Source organism: Pseudomonas sp. SH10-3B (assembly GCF_019891415.1).
GTDB lineage: Bacteria > Pseudomonadota > Gammaproteobacteria > Pseudomonadales > Pseudomonadaceae > Aquipseudomonas.
On the sequence record NZ_JAFLXD010000041.1, the window covers coordinates 1 to 20,347 of the forward strand.

Sequence of the window (20,347 nt, forward strand, 5' to 3'; positions counted from 1 at the left end):
GCGGTGGATCAGTCACTTTATTTGCTGACTGTCACACTGCTATCGGGAGCAAGCCCCCTCCCACATTTGAACGTCATCGTTCTTGAAAGGGTGCTTAGTCGGCAAAACTGCGATCAAAGAAGTACACCGCCCCAGGCTTCAAGTTCTCCACCGTCGCCTGGGGCCTGCCGCCCTCGCCATGCTTCTTGCGCCCCGTCTCGCGCAAATATCCCGCCTCCGTCAGCTTCAACAAGCGCTGGCGAATACTGGTCTTGAGCACCGGCCGCGCCAGCACCAGGGAAAAGATCGTGGTCGCCTCCGGCGCGCTGAACTCATTGCCCAGGAACATCAGCGGCAAGCTGCTGTACAGCGACTTGGAGAACAACCGCTCCTGCACGGCCGCCACGATGCTGTTGTGATCGAACGGCAACTTGATGCTGCCGTCCGCTACCGCCTTCAACCCAAACCAGCCTTGATGCTCCCCCAACTGCACCTCATCCGCGACGATCGCCAAGTAGTACGTTGATGACGACCAGCAACGCGGATCGCGAAACGCATCGCCCACCGTGCCCACTTGCTCGCTCCAGGCCAGCTCCAGGCCGACCTTGTCACTGACGCGCAAGCGTTCCACCGCATCCTGGAGGCTCAGATCTTGCACGCCGCCATTCACCACCACGCCCGGCAGCGCCCAATGCCCGGCGAAGGGCTCGGCTTCGCGTTTGTTCAGCAGCAGTTTGAGTTCTCCGGCAGCGCGGCAGTAGCACAGCACGCACAGGTCGACGGTATGGAGGTAGGGGCTAAGGGGCATGTGACGTCCTTCTGAACAGCGGTGGGGCACAGTCTAACGGATCGAACAGATATGTCATGTACCTGCGTCAGGATAGATAAATAAATGTTTCTTGCAATGTAAGTACATGACGTGTACTTTTGTTTCCAGGCCACAGGAGAACCGCCATGACCCTTGCGAAAACTGCCCTTGCTTCATTCGACGTCGATGCCCAGAAGAGCTTCACGCCGCTGTGCCCCAACGAGTTGCCGGTGGCCGGCGGTGACCAGATCGGTGCCGAACTCAATTATATGGCCAGCCTCGCCGGCCACCGCGTCGGCAGCAAGGACGCCCACACCCCGCACGCACCTTGGGTGGTCACGCAACACAGCGAGATGCTCAAGCCCACCGGCCTGGCCCACGCCGACGTGACCTGGGTCAGCCACTGCGTGCCGGGTACCGAGGGCTTCACTCTGCTCGACGAACTGCCCACCCCCTATGACTACGACTACTTCATCTGGAAGGGCGTCGAACCCGACCTGCACCCCTATGGCGCCTGCTACCACGACCTGCACGACAAACTCTCCACCGGCGTGATCGAGTACCTCAAGGCCCAGGGCGTCAGCCGCGTGATCGTCGGCGGCCTGGCCCTGGACTACTGCGTCAAGACCACCGCCTTGCAACTGCTCAAGGCCGGCCTGGAGGTGGTCCTGCACCTGCCGGCGTGCCGTGGAATCAGCGAGGAGGGCGGCGTACAGGCCGTCAATGAGTTGCTCAAGGCCGGTGCTGTCATCAGCAGCACCCGCGAAGAACTGGCCGCGATGGCCACGCGTTAAGGAGATACACCATGGAAAGTGCCTACGACTACGAAGCCCCGGTGATCCAGGGCTTGCTCGACACCGACTACTACACCTTCACCATGATGCAGGCGGTGTTGCACCAGCATCCGAATGTCGATGTGGAATACAACTTCATCGTGCGTGCCAAGGAAAAACTCGGCCACCTGATCCCCGAGTTGCGCGCCGAGCTTGAAAAAATGGCCGGCCTGCAGATGCGCGAGGGCGAGCTGCGCTTTCTGTTCAACCCGCGCTTTCGCGAATACCTGACCCCCGACTACGAACGCTTCCTCGGTCTGTTCCGCTTCAACCTGCGCTATATCCACGTCAGTGAGGTGGACGGCCAACTCAACATCCGCGTCATCGGCCCGATGCTGCACTGCATCATGTTCGAGCAGCCGGTACTGGCGTTGGTCAGCGAACTGCGCAACCGCGCCAAATACCCCGACGTGACCCTGGAAGATGTCACCCGCAAGCTCTACCAGAAGTTCGACTGGCTGGAAAAAAACCTCAGCCGAGACGAGTTGGCCGACCTGCGTGTCTCTGACTTCTCCACGCGCCGGCGCCTGTCGTTCAAGGCCCAGCGCGAAGTGGTGGATATCATGCGTCGCGACTTCCCCGGCCAGTTCGTCGGCACCAGCAATGCGCACCTGGCCTATGAATTCGACTTGCCGCTGATCGGCACCATGGCTCACCAGTGGATGATGGTGCACCAGCAACTGGGGCGGTTGCGTGAAAGCCAGAACGCCGGCCTGGAAAACTGGGTGCGTGAATACCGTGGCCGGCTGGGCGTTGCCTTGACTGACACCATCAGCACCGATTTTTTCCTCAAGGATTTCGACCTGTACTTCGCCAAGCTCTACGACGGCCTGCGCCAGGACTCCGGTGATCCCATCGCCTGGGCCGACAAGGTGCTGGCCCGCTACAAACAGCTGGGTATCGACCCGATGACCAAGGACCTGATGTTCTCCGACGGCCTGAACTTCGAAAAATGCCTGCCGATCCTGCGGCACATCCGTGGCAAGGCCAAGTTCGGTTTCGGCATGGGCACCAGCCTGGCCTGTGATGTGGACGGCGTGGAGCCGCTGAGCATCGTCATGAAGCTGGTGCGGGTGCACGGCGAACCGGTGGTGAAGTTCTCCGATGACCCGGTGAAGAACGTCTGCGAAGACGCCTCGTTTTTGCAGTACGCAGCGAAGGTATTCAATGTCGGCAACGTGGAGGTGTGACATGCAAGAACGTATCGCGCAGGAACTGAATATCAACCGTGCGCTGGGTAAAGGTGGCGAGCCTCGGGAAATCCAACGGCGCATCGACTTCATCAAGCACACCTTGCGTCATTCCGGCTGCAAGGCCCTGGTCCTGGGCATCAGCGGCGGCGTCGATTCCCTCACTGCCGGGCGCCTGTGCCAACTGGCGGTGGAGCAACTGCGGGCCGAGGACTACGCCGCGCGCTTTATCGCCATGCGCCTGCCCTACAAGACCCAAGCCGATGAGCGCGACGCCCAGGCCTCGCTGGATTTCATCACCCCGGACCATATCGACACCCTGAACATCGCCGCCAGCGTCGACGGCCTGATGGCCAGCCTCAGCGCCTCCGAGGCCAGCGCCGCCCAGGTCGACTTCATCAAAGGCAATGTCAAGGCCCGCACCCGCATGATCGCCCAGTACGCCGTGGCCAACCTGCACAACGGCCTGGTCGTCGGCACCGACCATGGCGCCGAAGCGCTGATGGGTTTTTTCACCAAATTCGGCGACGGCGCCTGCGACCTGGCCCCGCTGGCCGGCCTGACCAAGACCCAGGTGCGCCTGCTCGCCAGTGCCCTTTGGGCCCCGACGAACCTGGTTCACAAGCAGCCCACTGCCGACTTGGAAGAACTCGCACCGGGCAAGCTGGATGAACAGGCCTACGGCTGCACGTACGAAGAGATCGATGCGTACCTGATGGGCGAGCCGGTGAGTGAGCGGGTGAGGGCGATTGTCGAGGGGGCGTACAGCAAGACAGCGCACAAGCGGGCGCTGCCTGTCGTGCCTACACCTTGATATTTTCGCGAATGTTCCAGCCGAACCTGATTGGCCCGCCATCTTTTCCACCATCGGCTTTCTGCGGCTGGTAACTGACTTCAACCTTGGCGAAGTTAAGGCTGATTTCCTCCGTGAGTACGTCATTGGTTGCCGCTGCACGCGTGTCGTAAGTGGCAACCATGACTTCCTTCAACGTGATCAGCAGATACTCCACGCTGCTGTCGCCGCCAGCCTTGCGCACCACGATACGGGCTTCGGGGTAATGCTTGCCGGTTGCGCAGGCCATCATCAGGTTTGGCGTGGATTTATCCAGGGTCTTCTCAATCGCGATATTCGCCATATTGACCTTGCCGGCCCCGCCACCCGTGCCGCCGTGCATGGAGCCGGATTGGGACAGGCTCCAGCCCCAGCGGGTTATATCGATTTCATCACGATGTGCCTGGTCCCTGGACTCGCCCTTGATGTCTCCCAGCTTCAAAAACATATCGGTTGCCATGTTCGCTCCTTGTTTGATCGTTCGCCGGTAGTGGCGCGGGGCGTACTTTTCCCATTCCCAGGATTGACTACAAGACGCTGAGGCCAGATCGGGAAGTGGCTGTCTTAAAAAAGGAAACCTTCCTACATTCCTCACGGATATTGATTCTTTACGCTCTGCGCTCTTGTGGGTTCAGGAGTAAAGGAATGGCTACCAGCTTGTTGAAGGACGGTTTCCCTAAGGCTCACCTCACCACCCGTGAGCGGGTAGAAAGCAGCATTGATCTGCGTCGACTGTTTGCTGTGATCGACGCTGATCCTGCGATTGCCGGGGCAGGGGTGGTTTACCTCGACGCCCAGTTGTGGCCGGTGACGTTGCGTGAGTTTCAGCCGATTTGCAGTGTGTTGCCCAAACGCGTGATTTTGCGGGAGATGCCGAGTTCGATGGCGCGCTTGGATTTTGTGCGGCGGTTGGAGCATGAGCCGGTGGAATCGCAACTCGTGTTTGAGGCGCTCGGGATGGGGCTTGCATGCGGCAGTGCGATTTTAGGTTGGCTTGTGGCAGTCAGTGGTACCGCTGCAATCCCATTTACTGGTGGTATCAGCTCAGTAGTTGCAGTTGTTGGCTATACGTCTGCTACGGCCAGTTTCGTCCAATGCATTGTTGGCGGGTATCGCGTGTACAACGAATTGACCGATCCCTTGAAAAATCAAGCGCTGGACAGTGATCCTTGGTATCAACATGCAACCGCTGCTCTGGACGCTGTTGCGCTTGTGGGGGCCAGCACCTCCTTCCTAACGACTGTAAAGCTAGTCAGTTTGACGAAGGCAACCACCGGCAAAGGTTGGTACCCAGTACTCAAGGGGCTTACTCGACAGGAAAGAGCAAAATTGACGAAGGAGTTGTTGAGTATTCAACATCCGCAGTTGACTTCGAAAATGATCAAGTTGAAACAGCTGGCAGGTGATTTACCCAAGCGACTGACCCCTGCGAAGCTTCGCCATGCCACGGTTACTCAGATCAAGGATGTCGTAGGCGCTTCAATGACTGTGGGAGGTAGCATTGTAAATGGCAATTTTCGAACGATTGCCGTGGGGTTATATGAGGCGTTTGAAGAATGATATTTCTGATGACTTATAAGGAACTCCTGCGTTATTTGAAGCGCTATTTTCCTGTATCTATGGGGGCACTTTTTGCTCAAGGTTTTACGATCGCCATCGGTATACCGCTGATGATTGGCAGTTACTTTGAAGTGCTACCCGCCGGTGAGAACCTCAGGTATTCCTATTTTTCGGTACTCGGTGCGTCTTTTCTTATCGCCCACTGCAACTTCATGGTTGTCCGTGGCTATCCAGGATGGATATGGGTCCCAGTTATCTTGATGTTCTTGTGCTTGGTTGGTGTTCTACCCACCATCGCCTATCGTCCTCATAAAGTTTTCTATGTGTCAGGCATTCTGTTTCCATTGCTTGCCCTACTACTGCTCAACAGCAAACTCCACCGCGAAGCCCGCAATGAGTGGGTAAAACTGCGCGAAAAACGCCAGCGCATCGGCAGAATAATCCGCACCCAGCGCCAACGATTCCGGCGCTAGGCGCGGTTATAAGGCTATACGGCTCAATCGACCGACTCACCGCGCCTTCCTTGGGCTGTGCATATTCCATCGGCACGCCGAGCCGTTTCTGGGTGGCGACCTGAGTCGCGGTGATGCTGAAGATCCAATGCGGGCCTCGGAACCCGCGCCTGATGGCGATCCGTAGATCATGCAAAGCACAGGAAGATCGGATCCAATTACGGTATAACCCTCGGACGCTTTAGTTCTCCGAGGCCCCGTTTTTCATGCAAAGCCCTTTGCAACGACCGCTGTGGCAGGTCTACCTGATCTTTCTGGCACCGATGGTGCTGTCCAATTTCCTGCAGAGCTTTTCCGGCACGCTCAACGGTATTTATGTCGGGCAACTGCTCGGCACCCAGGCACTGGCGGCTGTGTCGGGGATGTTCCCCATTGTGTTTTTCTTTATTGCCCTGGTGATCGGCCTGGGGGCGGGCGCTTCGGTGTTGATCGGCCAGGCCTGGGGGGCGCAGGAAACCGCGATGGTCAAGGCGATTACCGGTGCCACCCTGACCCTCGGCGCATTGGTGGGCTTGCTGGCGGCGGTGCTCGGCAGTCTGTTTGCGCGCCCCGCGTTGCAGGCATTGGGCACGCCTGCGGATGTGCTCGACGATGCCGTGGGCTATGCCCAGATGATGATGTTGATCATGCCGCTGCTGCTGGTGTTTATCCTCTACACCCAGCTGTTGCGCGGCGTCAGCGATACGATTTCGCCGCTGCTGGCGCTGATGGTGTCGACCCTGGTCGGCGTGCTGCTGACCCCGGCGCTGATTCGCGGCTGGATCGGCCTGCCGCCGATGGGCATCCAGAGCGCGGTGTACGCCGGCTTGGTGGGCAACGCTGCGGCGATGCTGTTTTTGATCCTGCGCCTGCGCCATAAAAACCATGTGATGGCGCCAGATCGCGAGTTGCTCGCGGCCTTGCGCCTGGATCGCGTGATTTTGGGAAAGGTCCTACGCATCGGCTTACCTACTGGCCTACAGATGGTGGTGCTGTCGCTGTCTGAACTGGTCATCCTCGCCCTGGTCAACGGTCACGGTTCCCAAGCCACGGCGGCGTATGGGGCGGTGACGCAGATCGTCAACTATGTGCAATTCCCGGCCCTGTCGATTGCCATCACCGCGTCGATCCTCGGCGCCCAGGCGATTGGCGCGGGGCGCCTGGAGCGTATCGGGCCGATCCTGCGCACGGGGTTGCTGATCAACACCTGCCTGACCGGTGGCCTGATCGTGCTGGGCTACGTGTTATCCCACTGGTTGCTCGGGCTGTTCATCACCGATGACGCCGCACGCGTGAATGCCGAGCACCTGCTGCACATCATGTTGTGGAGCATCCTCGTGTTCGGCTTCCAGGCCGTGATCGGCGGAATCATGCGCGCCAGCGGCGTGGTGCTCATGCCGGTGGCGATCTCGATCTTTTGCGTGCTGTGCGTGGAGCTGCCGATGGCGTACCTGCTGAATGCACACTTCGGCCTCGAAGGCGTCTGGATGGCATTCCCGGTGACGTACCTGGCGATGCTGGGCTTGCAGACCGCGTATTACCGGCTGGTGTGGCGGCATAAGCAGATCAAGCGGCTGGTGTGATAAAAGGATGCGCAATTTAAGGACAGAAGGCGTTTAAGTCATGGCAAACCCTTACGCCGAGTTGTTCCAGGTCCCCGGCGCCCGCGCCTTTGTATTGGCCGGCATGCTGGCGCGCATGCCGGTGTCCATGGCCGGTATTGGCCTGATCACCATGCTCTCCCAGGTGCACGGCGGCTATGGCCTGGCCGGATCGGTGGCGGCAGTGTTCGCCCTGGCCACGGCGTTTTGCGCGCCGCAGGTGTCACGCTTGGTGGACCGCTACAGCCAAGGCCGGGTGCTGCCGATTGCCGCCGTGATCGGCGGCGGGGCGCTGTTGCTGCTGTTGCTGTGCACGCGGTTGCAGGCACCGACTTGGACGCTGTTCCTGTTTGCTGCCCTGGCGGGCTGCATGCCGAATATGTCCGCCATGGTGCGGGCGCGCTGGACCGAGCTGTACCGGGGCCAGCCCAAGCTGCAAACCGCCTTTGCCCTGGAATCGGTGCTGGATGAGGTGTGCTTCATCATCGGCCCGCCGATTTCGGTGGGCTTGAGCGTGGTGCTGTTCCCCGAAGCCGGGCCTCTGGTGGCCGCGCTGCTGCTGGCGGTTGGCGTGACCACGTTTGTGCTGCAACGCGCGACCGAACCCCCGGTGCACGAGCACCACGCTCACCATCGGGGCTGGCTGATCGCGTCACCGTCGGTACTGATCCTGATGATCCTGCTGCTGGCCATGGGCGTGATCGTCGGCGTGGTGGATGTGGTCAGCTTGGCCTTTGCTCAGCAGCAGGGGCAGCCGGCGGCGGCAAGCATCGTGCTCTCGGTGTACGCCATCGGTTCGTGCCTGGCGGGATTGGCCTTTGGCACCCTCAAGCTGAAGGCGTCGTTGCCCCGGCAGTTCCTGTTCTGCGGCGTGGCTACGGCGTTGACCACCTTGCCGTTGCTGCTGGTCACCAAAATTCCGGGTTTGGCAGTGGCCATCTTTGTCTCCGGCTTGTTCTTCGCTCCGACCCTGATCGTGTCCATGGCCCTGGTGGAACGTATCGTCCCGTCGAGCCGCCTGACCGAAGGCATGACCTGGCTGATCACCGGCCTGAGCATCGGCGTGGCCATCGGCGCCGCCAGCTCCGGCTGGATGATCGATCACTTCGGGGCAGCCAGCGGGTTCTGGGTCGCGCTGGCGGCGGGGGCGGTGGTGATGGGCTCAGCGGTGCTGGGGTATCGGCGCTTGGACTGAGCGCCACACTGGCAATGAAACGTCGAAACGTCAGCCAGTCACGGGGCAGGAGTCCGCTCGGTGGTGTTGCAGGAATTCGTTCAGCGCCTGGCGCGTCAGGTCATTCAGGGTCACCTTTTTACGTGTCGCTTCAAGGGCGGCGGCAAGGTGAAGGTCGTGGCCGACCCGCACGTTGAAAGAGCCTTTGCACGGCTTCTCCGGTGTTTGCCCAAGGGCTTGGCAGGTAGTGAGGTAGTCGTCCACGGCTTCGCGAAATGCGGCGTCCAGTTCGGCGACGGTTTTGCCTTCGTAGCTCACCAGAGCCTTGATGAACAGGATCTTGCCGAACAGGCAGTTGTCTTCGAGGCTGGCTTCGATAGAGCCGATGTAGCCATTGTGTTTCAGTTGGTTGTTCACTGAATCAGTTCTCCTGATTTCAATTGTTCGATGATCTGGCGCCGAATGTAGTGTTTCAGTTCGTTGCCGGGATGAGGCTTGTGCAAGGTGATCATTGCACTCGGGTCGCCGATGTCGAACTTGACGCGGCTTCCGGCCCCCTCAATCTGTGTGTAGCCAAGACGACGCAGCAGCGTGACGAGCTCGGGCCAGGTAAATGCCATGTGCTCGTTGAGCAGTTTGGCGAGCAGCTTTTCATTTTTGGACACGGCGTTCCTTGCGTGTAACTAAATGTAGTTGCAGAAAGTGGTATTCGTCAATGCTAGCTAGGGTTCGTGTGTCTTTCCTGGGATTGATGTAACCCTTGATGACCGCTCGCTCTACGCCGCCCACCCCCCCCGCTAATTTTTCCCTGTCCGGTTCGTTTTATAGGGACGACGTGCCTTTGTGCTTCCTGCCTATTGCTCCGGACTCCAACAAATGAATGCTGAAGACTCCTTGAAACTTGCTCGCCGGTTTATCGGGTTGCCCCTGGAAAAACGCCAGCTGTTCCTGCAGGCATTGCAGAAAGAAGGGGTGGATTTTTCGCGGTTTCCGATTCCGGCCGGCGTGGAGGCTGAGGACCGCCAGGCGCTGTCCTACGCGCAACAGCGCATGTGGTTTCTCTGGCAACTGGACCCGAACAGCGGCGCCTACAACCTGCCGGGCGCCGTGCGGCTCAAAGGCGCGCTGAACCTGGGCGCAATGGAGCAAGCGTTCGCCAGTCTGGTGGCCCGCCACGAAACCCTGCGCACGGTGTTCCAGCGCCAGGCCGATGAACGCTTGATGCAGGTCGCCGTACAGCCGTCGCTGGCCATTGAACAGCTCGATCTAACGGCGTTGGCCCCGGCCGAACGTGAACACGCCGTCAACGACGCGGCCACCCGCCAATCGCTGCTGCCGTTCGACCTGGAGCACGGCCCGCTGCTGCGTGTGCAACTGCTCAGGCTCGATGCCCAGGAACACGTGTTGCTGCTGACCCTGCACCATATCGTCTCCGATGGCTGGTCGATGAACGTGCTGATCGACGAGTTCATCCGTTTTTACGACGCCCACGAGCGCAACGAAGCGCCGCAACTGCCGGCGCTGCCGATCCAGTACAGCGACTACGCCTTGTGGCAGCGCCGCTGGCTGGAAGCGGGGGAGCAGGCTCGTCAATTGGCGTACTGGCAGGCGCGCCTGGGCGATGAGCACCCGGTGCTCGAGCTGCCCACCGACCACCCACGCCCGGCCATGCCCAGCTACCAGGGCACGCGCCACACCTTCGCGATTGAGCCAGCGCTGGCCGCGCAGTTGCGCACCTGCGCGCAACAGCACAACGTCACCCTGTTCATGCTGTTGCTCGGCGCGTTCAATGTGCTGCTGCATCGCTACACCGGTCAGGGCGATATCCGCGTCGGGGTGCCGATCGCCAACCGCAACCGTACCGAAGTCGAGGGGCTGATCGGCTTCTTCGTCAACACCCAAGTCTTGCGTACTGAGCTGAGCGGGCAAACCCAGGTTGCCGAGTTGCTGCAGGGCATCAAGGAGCATGCGCTCGGTGCCCAGGCCCATCAGGAATTGCCCTTCGAGCGCCTGGTGGAAGCCCTGAACGTCGAGCGCAGCCTCAGCCATACGCCGCTGTTCCAGGTGATGTACAACCATCAGCCGGTGGTGGCCGACATCGCCTCGGTCAGCACCGCCTCCGGCCTGGAGCTGGCCTTGGTGGAGTGGCAAAGCCGTACCACCCAGTTCGACCTGACCCTCGACACCTATGAAAAATCCGGCACCCTGCATGCCGCGCTGACCTACGCCAATGACCTGTTCGACGCGCCGTCCATCGCGCGCATGGCCCGGCACTGGATCCGCCTGTTGCAGGCCATGGTTGCCGATGGCGAGCAGCGCATTGGCGAACTGCCGATGCTGGCCGCCGATGAGCAGCAGGTGCTGGTGCACGCCTGGAACCAGACCGCGCAAACGTATCCGAGCGAGCGGGGCATTCATCACCTGATCGAAGACCAGGTACAGCGCACGCCGCACGCGCCGGCGCTGGTATTCGGTTCGACCACCCTGACCTATGCGCAACTCGACGCCCGGGCCAACCAGTTGGCCCATGCCTTGCGCGAGCAGGGGGTTGGCCCGGACGCGCTGGTGGGGATCTGCATCGAGCGTTCCGTCGAGATGGTCGTCGGCCTGCTGGCGATCCTCAAGGCCGGCGGCGCCTACGTCCCGCTCGACCCTGAATACCCCCAGGAACGCCTGGCCTACATGATCGAAGACAGCGGCATCCAGCTGCTGCTCAGCCAGCAGCGCCTGTTGCCATCGCTGCCGACCGCCGGCATCCGCGTGATTGCCCTGGACCAGCCTGCGCTGTGGCTCGACGGCTACAGCAGCGAATCGCCCGCCGTGGCGATCCACGCGCTGAACCTCGCCTACGTGATCTACACCTCTGGCTCCACCGGCAAGCCCAAGGGCGCCGGCAACAGCCATCGCGCATTGGTCAACCGCCTGTGCTGGATGCAACAGGCCTACGGCCTCGACGCCAGCGACGCAGTGCTGCAGAAAACCCCGTTCAGCTTTGACGTGTCGGTGTGGGAGTTCTTCTGGCCGCTGATGACCGGCGCCCGCCTGGTGGTCGCCGCGCCTGGCGAACACCGCGAGCCGGCGCGGCTGATCGAGACCATCGGCGAGCAAGGCATCACCACCTTGCACTTCGTGCCATCGATGCTCCAGGCGTTTATCCATGAGCCGGGCGTGCAGGCGTGCACAAGCCTCAAGCGTATCGTGTGCAGTGGCGAAGCCTTGCCCCTGGACGCGCAACTGCAAGTGTTCGCCAAGCTGCCCCAGGCCGGATTATTCAACCTCTACGGCCCGACCGAAGCGGCCATCGACGTGACCCACTGGACCTGCATCGACGAAGGCGCCGACAGCGTGCCCATCGGTCAACCCATCGCCAACCTCGGCACCTACGTGCTCGACGCGCAACTCAATCCGGTGCCTGCCGGCGTGGCTGGCGAGTTGTACCTGGGCGGCACCGGCCTGGCGCGCAGTTACCACCGTCGCCCGGCATTGACTGCCGAGCGCTTTGTGCCCAGCCCATTCGCCGACGGTGCGCGCCTGTACCGCACCGGCGACCGTGTGCGCCAGCGTGCCGACGGTGTGATCGAATACCTTGGTCGTCTCGACCACCAGGTCAAGCTGCGCGGACTGCGCATCGAACTGGGGGAAATCGAGACGCGCCTGATGCAACACCCGTCGGTGCGCGAGGCGGTCGTGCTGGTGCAGGGCGGCAAGCACCTGGTGGCCTACCTGGTGCCGCAAGGCGAGGCGCCCACCGACCTCAAGGCCTGGCTGCTCGGCAGCTTGCCGGAATACATGGTGCCGACCCATATGGTGCCCCTGGCCAAGCTGCCGGTGACCGCCAACGGCAAGCTCGACCGCAAGGCCCTGCCACTGCCGGACGTCGCCGCGCAGCAGGCCTACACCGCGCCGGAAAACGCCGTGCAAAAAGCCCTGGCGGCGATCTGGAGCGATGTGCTCGGCGTCGAGCAGGTCAGCCTGGACGACAACTTTTTCGAACTGGGCGGCGATTCGATCATCTCCATCCAAGTGGTCAGCCGCGCGCGCCAGGCGGGGATTCGCCTCAGTCCGCGCGACCTGTTCCAGTACCAGAGCGTGCGCAGCCTGGCGTTGGTGGCAAGCTTCGAGCACACCAGCGTTATCGACCAAGGCCCTGCCAGTGGCGAAGTGATCCTGACCCCGGTGCAACAGGGCTTTTTCGCCCAGGCGATACCCGTGCGTCAGCATTGGAACCAATCGTTGCTGTTGACCCCCCGCGAGCTGTTGGAACCGGCACGCCTGGAAGCCGCGCTGACCCAGGTGATCAACCATCACGACGCCTTGCGCCTGCGTTTTGTGCAACAGGCCGAGGCTTGGCAGCAAGCCTATGCCGCGCCAGTCACCGAGTCGGGCCTGTGGCAAACCCACGCCAGCAGCGACGATGAGCTGGCGGCGCTGTGCGATGAAGCCCAGCGCAGTCTCGACCTGGCGCAAGGCCCGCTGTTGCGCGCCGCGTTGGTGAGCATGGCCGATGGCAGCCAGCGCCTGCTGCTGGTAATTCATCACCTGGTGGTCGATGGCGTGTCGTGGCGCATCGTCCTTGAAGACCTGCAACAGGCTTACCGCGCTGCCTCACTGCCGGCCAAAACCAGCGCCTACCAGCGCTGGGCTGAGCAGTTGCAAGCCCATGCCTGCACGCTGGACGACCAGCTGCCGTACTGGCAGGCCCAGTCGGCCGACGCGGACTTGCCGTGCGACAACCCCCAGGGTGGCCTGCAAAACCGCTTGGGCAGCAAGCTCGAGCTCCGCCTGGATGCCGAACACACCCGGCAATTGCTCCAGGACGCACCGGCGGCCTACCGCACCCAGGTCAACGACCTGTTGCTCACGGCCCTGGCGCGGGTGATCAGCCGTTGGAGCGGCCAGCCCGCCACATTGATCCAACTGGAAGGCCATGGTCGCGAAGACCTGTTCGACGACGTCGACCTGACCCGCACCGTGGGCTGGTTCACCAGCCTGTTCCCGGTACGCCTGCACGCCGACGGCGAGCTGTCGGCGGCGATCAAGTCGGTCAAGGAGCAACTGCGCGCCGTGCCGCACAAAGGCATCGGCTACGGTCTGTTGCGCTACCTGGGTTCGCCCCAGGCCCGCGAAGCCTTGGCCGACCTGGCCGCGCCGCGCATTACCTTCAACTACCTGGGCCAGTTCGACCGTCAGTTCAACGAGTCGGCGCTGTTTGCGCCGGCCACCCAGGGCAGCGGCCAGGCCCAGGATGCGGACGCGCCGTTGGCCAACTGGCTGACCGTGGAAGGGCAGGTGTACGGCGGTGAGCTGTCCCTGCAATGGGGCTTCAGTCGCGAGATGTTCGAGGTGTCGACTGTGCAGCGCCTGGTGGATGACTATCGCCAGGAACTGTTGGCGCTGATCGCACATTGCAGCGATCCGCAACAGGGTGGCCTGACCCCGGCCGATGTGACCCTGGCGCAGTTGACCCAGGCACAACTGGACGACCTCGCGCTGCCCGCCCGCGACGTCCAGGATGTGTACCCGTTGTCGCCGATGCAGCAGGGCATGCTGTTCCATAGCCTCTATCAACAGGGTGAGGACGATGTCTACGTCAGCCAGTTACGCGCTGATGTGCAGGGCGTTGACGTCGAGCAGTTCCAGCGCGCCTGGGCACAGGTGCTGGCGCGCCATGACATGCTGCGCACCGGGTTTGTCTGGCAGGACGACCAGGGCCAGGCCCTGCAGGTGGTGCATCGCCACGTCAGCCTGCCATTCGACACATTGGATTGGCGCGAGCAGCCAGACCTCGACACGGCACTCGACGGCCTGGCTGGCGAACACCAACGCCAGGGTTTCGAATTGGCCCGTCCGCCACTGCTGCGGGTGGCGCTGGTGCGGGTCAGCGACGAGCGCTGGCACTTGATCTACACCAGCCATCACATCCTGATGGATGGCTGGAGCAACGCCCTGGTGCTCAACGAGGTGCTGCAAGCCTGCAAAGGCCAGGCATTGCCGCCGGCCGGTGCAGCGTTCTGCGCGCATATTGCCTGGCTGCAACAGCAGGACCCGGCGCTGGGCGAAGCTTTCTGGCGCGAGCGTCTGGCGCAGTTGGACGAACCGACGCATCTGGCTCGCAGCGTGGCCAGGACCGCGCCCTCCAGCCGCGATGGCTATGGGCAGATGCGCTGGGAATTGGATCAAACCCAGACACGCGACCTGGCCACCTTCGCCCGTGCCCATCAAGTCACCCTCAATACGCTTGTGCAATCGGCGTGGTTGCTGCTGCTGCAGCGCTACACCGGCCAAGCCAGCGTCGCCTGCGGCGTCACCGTGTCGGGGCGCCCGGCGCAGTTGGCGAATGTCGAGCAACAAGTCGGCTTGTTCATCAACACCCTGCCACTGATCGCGGCGGTGAATCCATCGCAAAGCGTCGGCGACTGGGTGCGTAGCGTGCAGGCGTTGAACGTGGAAATGCGCGAGCACGAGCACACGCCGCTGTTCGATATCCAGCGCTGGGGCGGTTCGGCCGGCGAGGCACTGTTCGACACCCTGGTGGTATTCGAAAACTTCCCGGTGGCCAAGAGCCTGGAGCAGTCGGGCGAGGGTGGCCTGCGCTTCAGTGGCGTCAGCCATCAGGAACGCACCAACTACCCGCTGACCCTCACCGTGCACGGCGGCCAACACTTGAGCCTGCACTTGGAATACCCACGCGCGGACTTCGATGATGAGGCCGTACGCCAGATTGGCGCGTACCTGCAGGGATTGCTGCAGCAGTTTGTCGCTGCGCCTGGGCAAGCGCTGGGCGCCGTGCCGTTGTTGCTGCCCGATGAACACCGGCGCGTGCTGCAGGAGTGGAACCCGCGTGATGTCGCACGGCCGGCCCAGGCCAGCGTATTGCAGCGCTTCGAACAGCAGGCAGCGCTGTGTCCGCACAACATCGCGCTGATCCTCGATGAACAGCGCATGAGCTACGCCGAACTCAACCTGCGCGCGAACCGCCTGGCCCATCACCTGATCGAGCAGGGCGTCTGCGCCGACACCCTGGTGGGCGTCGCGGTGGACCGTTCCCTGGAGATGATCGTCGGCCTGCTGGCGGTGCTCAAGGCCGGTGGCGCCTATGTGCCGCTGGACCCGAAATACCCCGCTGAGCGCCTGCAATGCATGATTGAGGACAGCGGCCTGCAACTGCTGCTGACCCAGCAGGCGCTGCTGGAGCAACTGCCGCTCACCGACAACCTGGTGCGGGTCTGCCTGGAAGATCGCGCCGACTGGCTGGCCGACTACAGCGGGACAAACCCGGCGCCGCGGGCGCTGCCTGCCAACCTGGCCTACGTGATGTTCACTTCCGGCTCCACTGGCCGTCCGAAGGGCGTGGGCATCGACCAGGCATCCCTGGCGCGGCATGTGGAGGTTTTCACCGAGCTGTTCGCGTTGCAACCCCAGGATCGCGTGCTGCAATTTGGCACCTTCAACTTCGACGGTTTTGTCGAGCAGTTGTACCCGGCCCTGTGCTGCGGCGCGGCGGTGGTGGTGCGTGGCGGCGAGCTGTGGGACAGCGACACCTTCTACCGGCAATTGCGCGACCACGATATTTCCGTGGTCGACCTGACAACCGCCTACTGGCTGGCGCTGGTGCGTGATTTCGCCGAGCGTGGCCCGCGTGATTACGGGCGTTTGCGCCAGTTGCATATCGGCGGCGAAGCCATGCCGCCCGAAGGCCTGAGCGCCTGGCGTGAAGCGGGCCTGCAACACGTTCGCCTGCTCAACACCTACGGCCCCACCGAGGCCACGGTCACCGCCACCGCCCTGGACTGCGCCGCGTACGTCGACGGCCGTGACGCGTTGCCGTCGATGATGCCGATCGGTCGCGTGCTGGACGGCCGCGCCATTTACCTGCTGGACGCCAACCTCAACCCGGTGCCGGTGGGTGTAGCGGGTGAACTGGTGATCGGCGGGCCGCTGTTGGCGCGGGGGTATTTCAATCGCCCTGAGCTGACCGCCGAGCGCTTCGTGCCTGACCCGTTCTGCACCGACGGCGCTGGCCGCCTGTACCGCACGGGTGACCTGGCGCGCTATCGTGCCGACGGCATGATCGAGTACGTGGGGCGCATCGACCATCAGGTCAAAGTCCGCGGTTTCCGCATCGAACTGGGCGAAATCGAAGCACGCCTGCTGGCCCAGGCCAGTGTGCGCGAGGCGTTGGTGATTGCGGCCGACAACCAACTGGTCGGCTACATCGTCGCCAACCGGGCGCTGTCCGAAGCGCAACAAACCGAATTGCGCACCCAGCTCAAGGCCACGCTGCGCGAGGAACTGCCGGACTACATGGTGCCGGCGCACCTGCTGCTGTTGGACCGCCTGCCACTGAGCCCCAACGGCAAGCTGGACCGTGCCGCACTGCCTAAGCCCGATGCCCGCCAGTCCCTGGTTGACTGGATCGCACCGGTTACTACGGTGGAGCAACAGGTCGCGGGCATCTGGGCCCAGGTGCTTGGCGCCGAGCGGGTCGGGCTCAACGATCACTTCTTCGAAATGGGCGGGCATTCGTTGCTCGCCACGCAAATGGTGTCCCGCGTACGGCATGGCCTGGGGGTTGAAGTCAGCCTCAAGGTGCTGTTCGAGCAGCCACTGCTGGCGGATTTTGTCCGGGCGCTGGGCACCGAGCGTGATGCGACGCCGGCGCTGGTGAAAGCCAAGCGTGACCAGCCGTTGTTGCTGTCTTACGCCCAGGAGCGTCAGTGGTTCCTCTGGCAGTTGGACCCGCATAGCGCGGCCTACCACGTGCCGAGTGCATTGCGCCTGAAAGGCGCCCTGGACAAACCTTCATTGCAGCGCGCCTTCGACACGCTGGTGGCACGCCACGAAAGCCTGCGCGCACATCTGCAACAGGATGGCGAGCGCACCGTGCAGGTGATCAACCCACAAGGGCACATCGAGATCGCCTCGCTTGATACCCACGAGGGCGGTTTGCAGGCGCTGGTCGAAACCCTGATCACCCAGCCGTTTGATTTGCGCCAGGGGCCGCTGATGCGCGTCAGCCTGTTGCGGCTGGCCGAGGATGAACACGTACTGGTGCTGGTGCAGCATCACATCATTTCCGATGGCTGGTCGATGCAGGTGATGGTCGATGAACTGGTTCAGCTCTACGCGGCCTACAGACAGGGGCAAGCGCTGCAATTGCCGGACTTGCCCATCCAGTATGTCGACTACGCCCTCTGGCAACGTAGCTGGATGGAAGCGGGGGAGAAGGCGCGGCAGCTGGATTACTGGCGCGGTCAGCTTGGCGGTGAGCAACCGGTACTGGAACTGCCGTTCGATCACCAGCGCCCGGCGGTGCCAACCCATCGCGGTGCACGCTTGAGCGTCCCACTGGCGGCACCGTTGCTGGAGCAACTCAAGACGCTGGCCCAGCGTGAGGGCGTGACGTTGTTCATGCTGCTGCTGGCGTCTTACCAGGTGTTGTTGCACCGCTACAGCGGGCAGCAGGACATTCGTGTCGGCGTGCCCATCGCCAACCGCAACCGCATCGAGACCGAGCGCCTGATCGGCTTTTTCGTCAACACCCAGGTGCTCAAGGCCGAGATCGACGGGCATACCAGCGTGCGCGAGTTACTCGCCCAGGTTAAGCAGCGTGCGCTGGAGGCCCAGGCCCATCAGGACCTGCCGTTCGAGCAATTGGTCGAGGCGTTGCAGCCCGAGCGCAGCCTGAGCCTGAGCCCGTTGTTCCAGGTCGCGTTCAACCACCATGTGAGCCTGGCCGGTGAGCATCTTCAGCGCCTTGAACACGTGCAGCTCAGCCCGGTCAGTTGGGATGAGACGGTCGCGCAGTTCGACTTGACCCTCGATATAGAGGAGTCCCAGGACCGGTTGCGCGCGTCGTTGAGCTATGCCACCGACCTGTTCGAGACCCCCACCATCGAGCGCATGGCGCGCCATTGGCAGAACCTGTTGCAGGCGATGGTTGCCGATCAACAGCAGTCCATCAGCCAGTTGAACCTGCTGGACCAGGACGAGCAGCAGCACATCCTTGCGCTGTGGAACCAAACCAACGCCGGCTTCAGCGCCGAGCGCCTGGTGCACGAACGGGTGGCCGACCGTGCGCGGGAAAATCCCGCTGCCGTGGCGGTGAAGTTCGACACACAAACCCTGAGCTATGGCGAGCTGGACCGCCAGGCCAACCGCCTGGCCCATACCTTGATCGCCCGTGGCATCGGCCCCGAAGTGCGCGTGGCCATCGCCATGCCGCGCAGCGCCGAAAGTCTGGTGGCGTTCCTCGCGGTGCTCAAGGCCGGTGGCGTCTACGTACCGCTGGATATCGAATACCCGCGTGATCGCCTGCTGTACATGATGCAGGACAGCCGCGCCCAATTGCTGCTGAGCCACACCCGCGCGCTGCCGCTACTGCCGGTACCCGAAGGCATGCAGACGCTGGCCATCGATAGCACCGAGGCCTGGGCCGACTACAGCGACACTGCGCCTCAGGTCAACCTGCACGGCGACAACCTCGCCTACGTGATCTACACCTCCGGTTCCACCGGCATGCCTAAAGGCGTAGCGGTCGCCCATGGGCCGTTGGTGGCGCACATCATTGCCACTGGCGAGCGCTACGAAACCAGTCCTGCCGATTGCGAACTGCACTTCATGTCATTCGCCTTCGACGGTTCCCACGAAGGCTGGATGCACCCGCTGATCAACGGCGCCAGTGTGCTGATCCGTGACGACAGCCTGTGGCTGCCCGAGTACACCTACGAACAGATGCACCGCCACAACGTGACCATGGCGGTATTCCCGCCGGTGTACCTGCAACAACTGGCCGAGCATGCCGAGCGTGACGGCAATCCACCGGCGGTGCGGGTCTACTGCTTTGGCGGCGATGCGGTGGCGCAGGCCAGCTACGACCTGGCCTGGCGCGCGCTCAAGCCGACCTACCTGTTCAACGGCTACGGCCCGACTGAAACTGTGGTCACGCCGCTGCTGTGGAAAGCCCGCCGAGGCGATCCTTGCGGCGCCGTCTACGCGCCAATCGGCACGTTGCTGGGCAACCGCAGCGGCTATGTGCTGGATGCGCAACTCAATCTGCAACCCATCGGCGTCGCCGGCGAGTTGTACCTGGGCGGCGAGGGCGTGGCCCGAGGTTACCTGGAACGTCCGGCGCTGACCGCCGAGCGCTTTGTGCCCGACCCGTTCGGCAAACCCGGCAGCCGTGTGTACCGCAGTGGCGACCTGACCCGAGGCCGCCCGGATGGGGTGGTGGATTACCTCGGCCGAGTCGACCATCAGGTAAAAATCCGTGGTTTCCGTATTGAGCTGGGCGAAATCGAAGCGCGCCTGCGCGAACAGGACAGCGTTGGTGAAACCGTGGTGGTGGCCCAGGACGGCCCGACCGGCAAGCAACTGGTGGCGTACGTCGTACCGGCGCACGCCGGCCTGGCCGACGAAGCCGGGTTTCGCGACACCCTCAGGCGTGGTCTTAAAGCCCGCCTGCCGGATTACATGGTCCCGGCGCACTTCATATTCCTGGCGCAAATGCCGCTGACCCCCAACGGCAAACTCGACCGCAAGGGCCTGCCCGAGCCGGATGCGAGTCTGATGCAACAGGCCTATGTGGCGCCCGAAACCGAACTGGAACAGCAGGTCGCCACGATCTGGGCCGACGTGCTGCGCCTGCCGCGCGTGGGCATGAACGACAACTTCTTCGAGGTGGGCGGCCACTCCCTGCTGGCCATCCAGATCACCTCCAGGGTCCAGGCCGAACTGGGCCTGGAAGTGCCGCTGGTGGAAGTGTTCCAGACCGAAACGCTGCGCGCCTATGTCCAGGCCGCTGCCACCTTCCGCGCCGGCACTGCGGAAGATTTTGATGATCTTCGTGACTTTTTGAGCGAACTAGAGGCGATTTGAAC

Annotated in this window: 12 protein-coding genes; 8 read left to right on the top strand and 4 right to left on the bottom strand. The window is 62.6% G+C overall.

Features of this window, described 5'->3' with window-relative positions:
- Positions 1 to 94: 94 nt before the first annotated feature.
- Complete coding sequence (locus J1G35_RS24150; RefSeq protein ID WP_053140632.1) at positions 95 to 787, bottom strand: NUDIX hydrolase; 693 nt, start codon at positions 785 to 787, stop codon at positions 95 to 97.
- A 146-nt stretch (positions 788 to 933) separates the two neighbouring features.
- Here J1G35_RS24150 and J1G35_RS24155 point away from each other — a divergent pair, with 146 nt between their 5' ends.
- Genes J1G35_RS24155 through nadE form a run of 3 tightly spaced genes read left to right on the top strand, consistent with a single transcriptional unit; the run spans position 934 to position 3,624 of the window.
- The gene (locus tag J1G35_RS24155; RefSeq protein ID WP_223016201.1) at positions 934 to 1,581 is read left to right on the top strand and encodes a nicotinamidase; all 648 of its coding nucleotides are present in this window, start codon (positions 934 to 936) and stop codon (positions 1,579 to 1,581) included.
- A gap of 11 nt (positions 1,582 to 1,592) precedes the next feature.
- Positions 1,593 to 2,810, top strand: a complete 1,218-nt coding sequence (gene pncB, locus J1G35_RS24160) for a nicotinate phosphoribosyltransferase (protein WP_053140626.1) — start codon at positions 1,593 to 1,595, stop codon at positions 2,808 to 2,810.
- 1 nt (position 2,811) lies between these two features.
- Positions 2,812 to 3,624 carry an ammonia-dependent NAD(+) synthetase gene (nadE, locus tag J1G35_RS24165; RefSeq protein ID WP_223016202.1) on the top strand — a complete coding sequence of 271 codons (813 nt, stop codon included), beginning with the start codon at positions 2,812 to 2,814 and terminating at the stop codon, positions 3,622 to 3,624.
- On the opposite strand, the gene J1G35_RS24170 is transcribed toward nadE, so the two are convergent.
- Complete coding sequence (locus tag J1G35_RS24170; protein ID WP_223016203.1) at positions 3,614 to 4,102, bottom strand: type VI secretion system tube protein Hcp; 489 nt, start codon at positions 4,100 to 4,102, stop codon at positions 3,614 to 3,616. The two genes, nadE and J1G35_RS24170, sit on opposite strands and share 11 nt — an antisense overlap.
- Positions 4,103 to 4,287: 185 nt before the next feature.
- Here J1G35_RS24170 and J1G35_RS24175 point away from each other — a divergent pair, with 185 nt between their 5' ends.
- The 4 genes from J1G35_RS24175 to J1G35_RS24190 all read left to right on the top strand — a co-directional run bounded on the left by J1G35_RS24175 (position 4,288) and on the right by J1G35_RS24190 (position 8,489).
- Complete coding sequence (locus J1G35_RS24175) at positions 4,288 to 5,202, top strand: NAD synthetase (RefSeq protein ID WP_223016204.1); 915 nt, start codon at positions 4,288 to 4,290, stop codon at positions 5,200 to 5,202.
- A gap of 8 nt (positions 5,203 to 5,210) precedes the next feature.
- On the top strand, positions 5,211 to 5,675 hold the full coding sequence (locus J1G35_RS24180) for a hypothetical protein (protein WP_256243962.1): 465 nt from the start codon (positions 5,211 to 5,213) through the stop codon (positions 5,673 to 5,675).
- Between the two features lie 245 nt (positions 5,676 to 5,920).
- Positions 5,921 to 7,276, top strand: coding sequence for an MATE family efflux transporter (locus J1G35_RS24185; RefSeq protein ID WP_223016205.1), 1,356 nt, complete (start codon positions 5,921 to 5,923; stop codon positions 7,274 to 7,276).
- 40 nt (positions 7,277 to 7,316) lie between these two features.
- The gene (locus J1G35_RS24190) at positions 7,317 to 8,489 is read left to right on the top strand and encodes an MFS transporter (protein WP_223016206.1); all 1,173 of its coding nucleotides are present in this window, start codon (positions 7,317 to 7,319) and stop codon (positions 8,487 to 8,489) included.
- 30 nt (positions 8,490 to 8,519) lie between these two features.
- On the opposite strand, the gene J1G35_RS24195 is transcribed toward J1G35_RS24190, so the two are convergent.
- On the bottom strand, positions 8,520 to 8,885 hold the full coding sequence (locus J1G35_RS24195) for a type II toxin-antitoxin system HicB family antitoxin (RefSeq protein ID WP_053140604.1): 366 nt from the start codon (positions 8,883 to 8,885) through the stop codon (positions 8,520 to 8,522).
- The gene (locus J1G35_RS24200) at positions 8,882 to 9,133 is read right to left on the bottom strand and encodes a type II toxin-antitoxin system HicA family toxin (protein WP_038846635.1); all 252 of its coding nucleotides are present in this window, start codon (positions 9,131 to 9,133) and stop codon (positions 8,882 to 8,884) included. The genes J1G35_RS24195 and J1G35_RS24200 overlap by 4 nt, the downstream gene beginning before the upstream one ends.
- A gap of 211 nt (positions 9,134 to 9,344) precedes the next feature.
- Here J1G35_RS24200 and J1G35_RS24205 point away from each other — a divergent pair, with 211 nt between their 5' ends.
- Entirely contained in the window at positions 9,345 to 20,345 is an 11,001-nt protein-coding gene (locus J1G35_RS24205; protein ID WP_223016207.1) for a non-ribosomal peptide synthetase, read from the top strand.
- Positions 20,346 to 20,347 lie beyond the last annotated feature (2 nt).

Excerpts from the sequence above, each read along its gene's own strand:
- J1G35_RS24150 (WP_053140632.1), bottom strand. The coding sequence starts at position 787 with ATGCCCCTTAGCCCCTACCTCCATACCGTCGACCTGTGCGTGCTGTGC.
- J1G35_RS24155 (WP_223016201.1), top strand. The coding sequence starts at position 934 with ATGACCCTTGCGAAAACTGCCCTTGCTTCATTCGACGTCGATGCCCAG.
- pncB (WP_053140626.1), top strand. The coding sequence starts at position 1,593 with ATGGAAAGTGCCTACGACTACGAAGCCCCGGTGATCCAGGGCTTGCTC.
- nadE (WP_223016202.1), top strand. The coding sequence starts at position 2,812 with ATGCAAGAACGTATCGCGCAGGAACTGAATATCAACCGTGCGCTGGGT.
- J1G35_RS24170 (WP_223016203.1), bottom strand. The coding sequence starts at position 4,102 with ATGGCAACCGATATGTTTTTGAAGCTGGGAGACATCAAGGGCGAGTCC.
- J1G35_RS24175 (WP_223016204.1), top strand. The coding sequence starts at position 4,288 with ATGGCTACCAGCTTGTTGAAGGACGGTTTCCCTAAGGCTCACCTCACC.
- J1G35_RS24180 (WP_256243962.1), top strand. The coding sequence starts at position 5,211 with ATGACTTATAAGGAACTCCTGCGTTATTTGAAGCGCTATTTTCCTGTA.
- J1G35_RS24185 (WP_223016205.1), top strand. The coding sequence starts at position 5,921 with ATGCAAAGCCCTTTGCAACGACCGCTGTGGCAGGTCTACCTGATCTTT.
- J1G35_RS24190 (WP_223016206.1), top strand. The coding sequence starts at position 7,317 with ATGGCAAACCCTTACGCCGAGTTGTTCCAGGTCCCCGGCGCCCGCGCC.
- J1G35_RS24205 (WP_223016207.1), top strand. The coding sequence starts at position 9,345 with ATGAATGCTGAAGACTCCTTGAAACTTGCTCGCCGGTTTATCGGGTTG.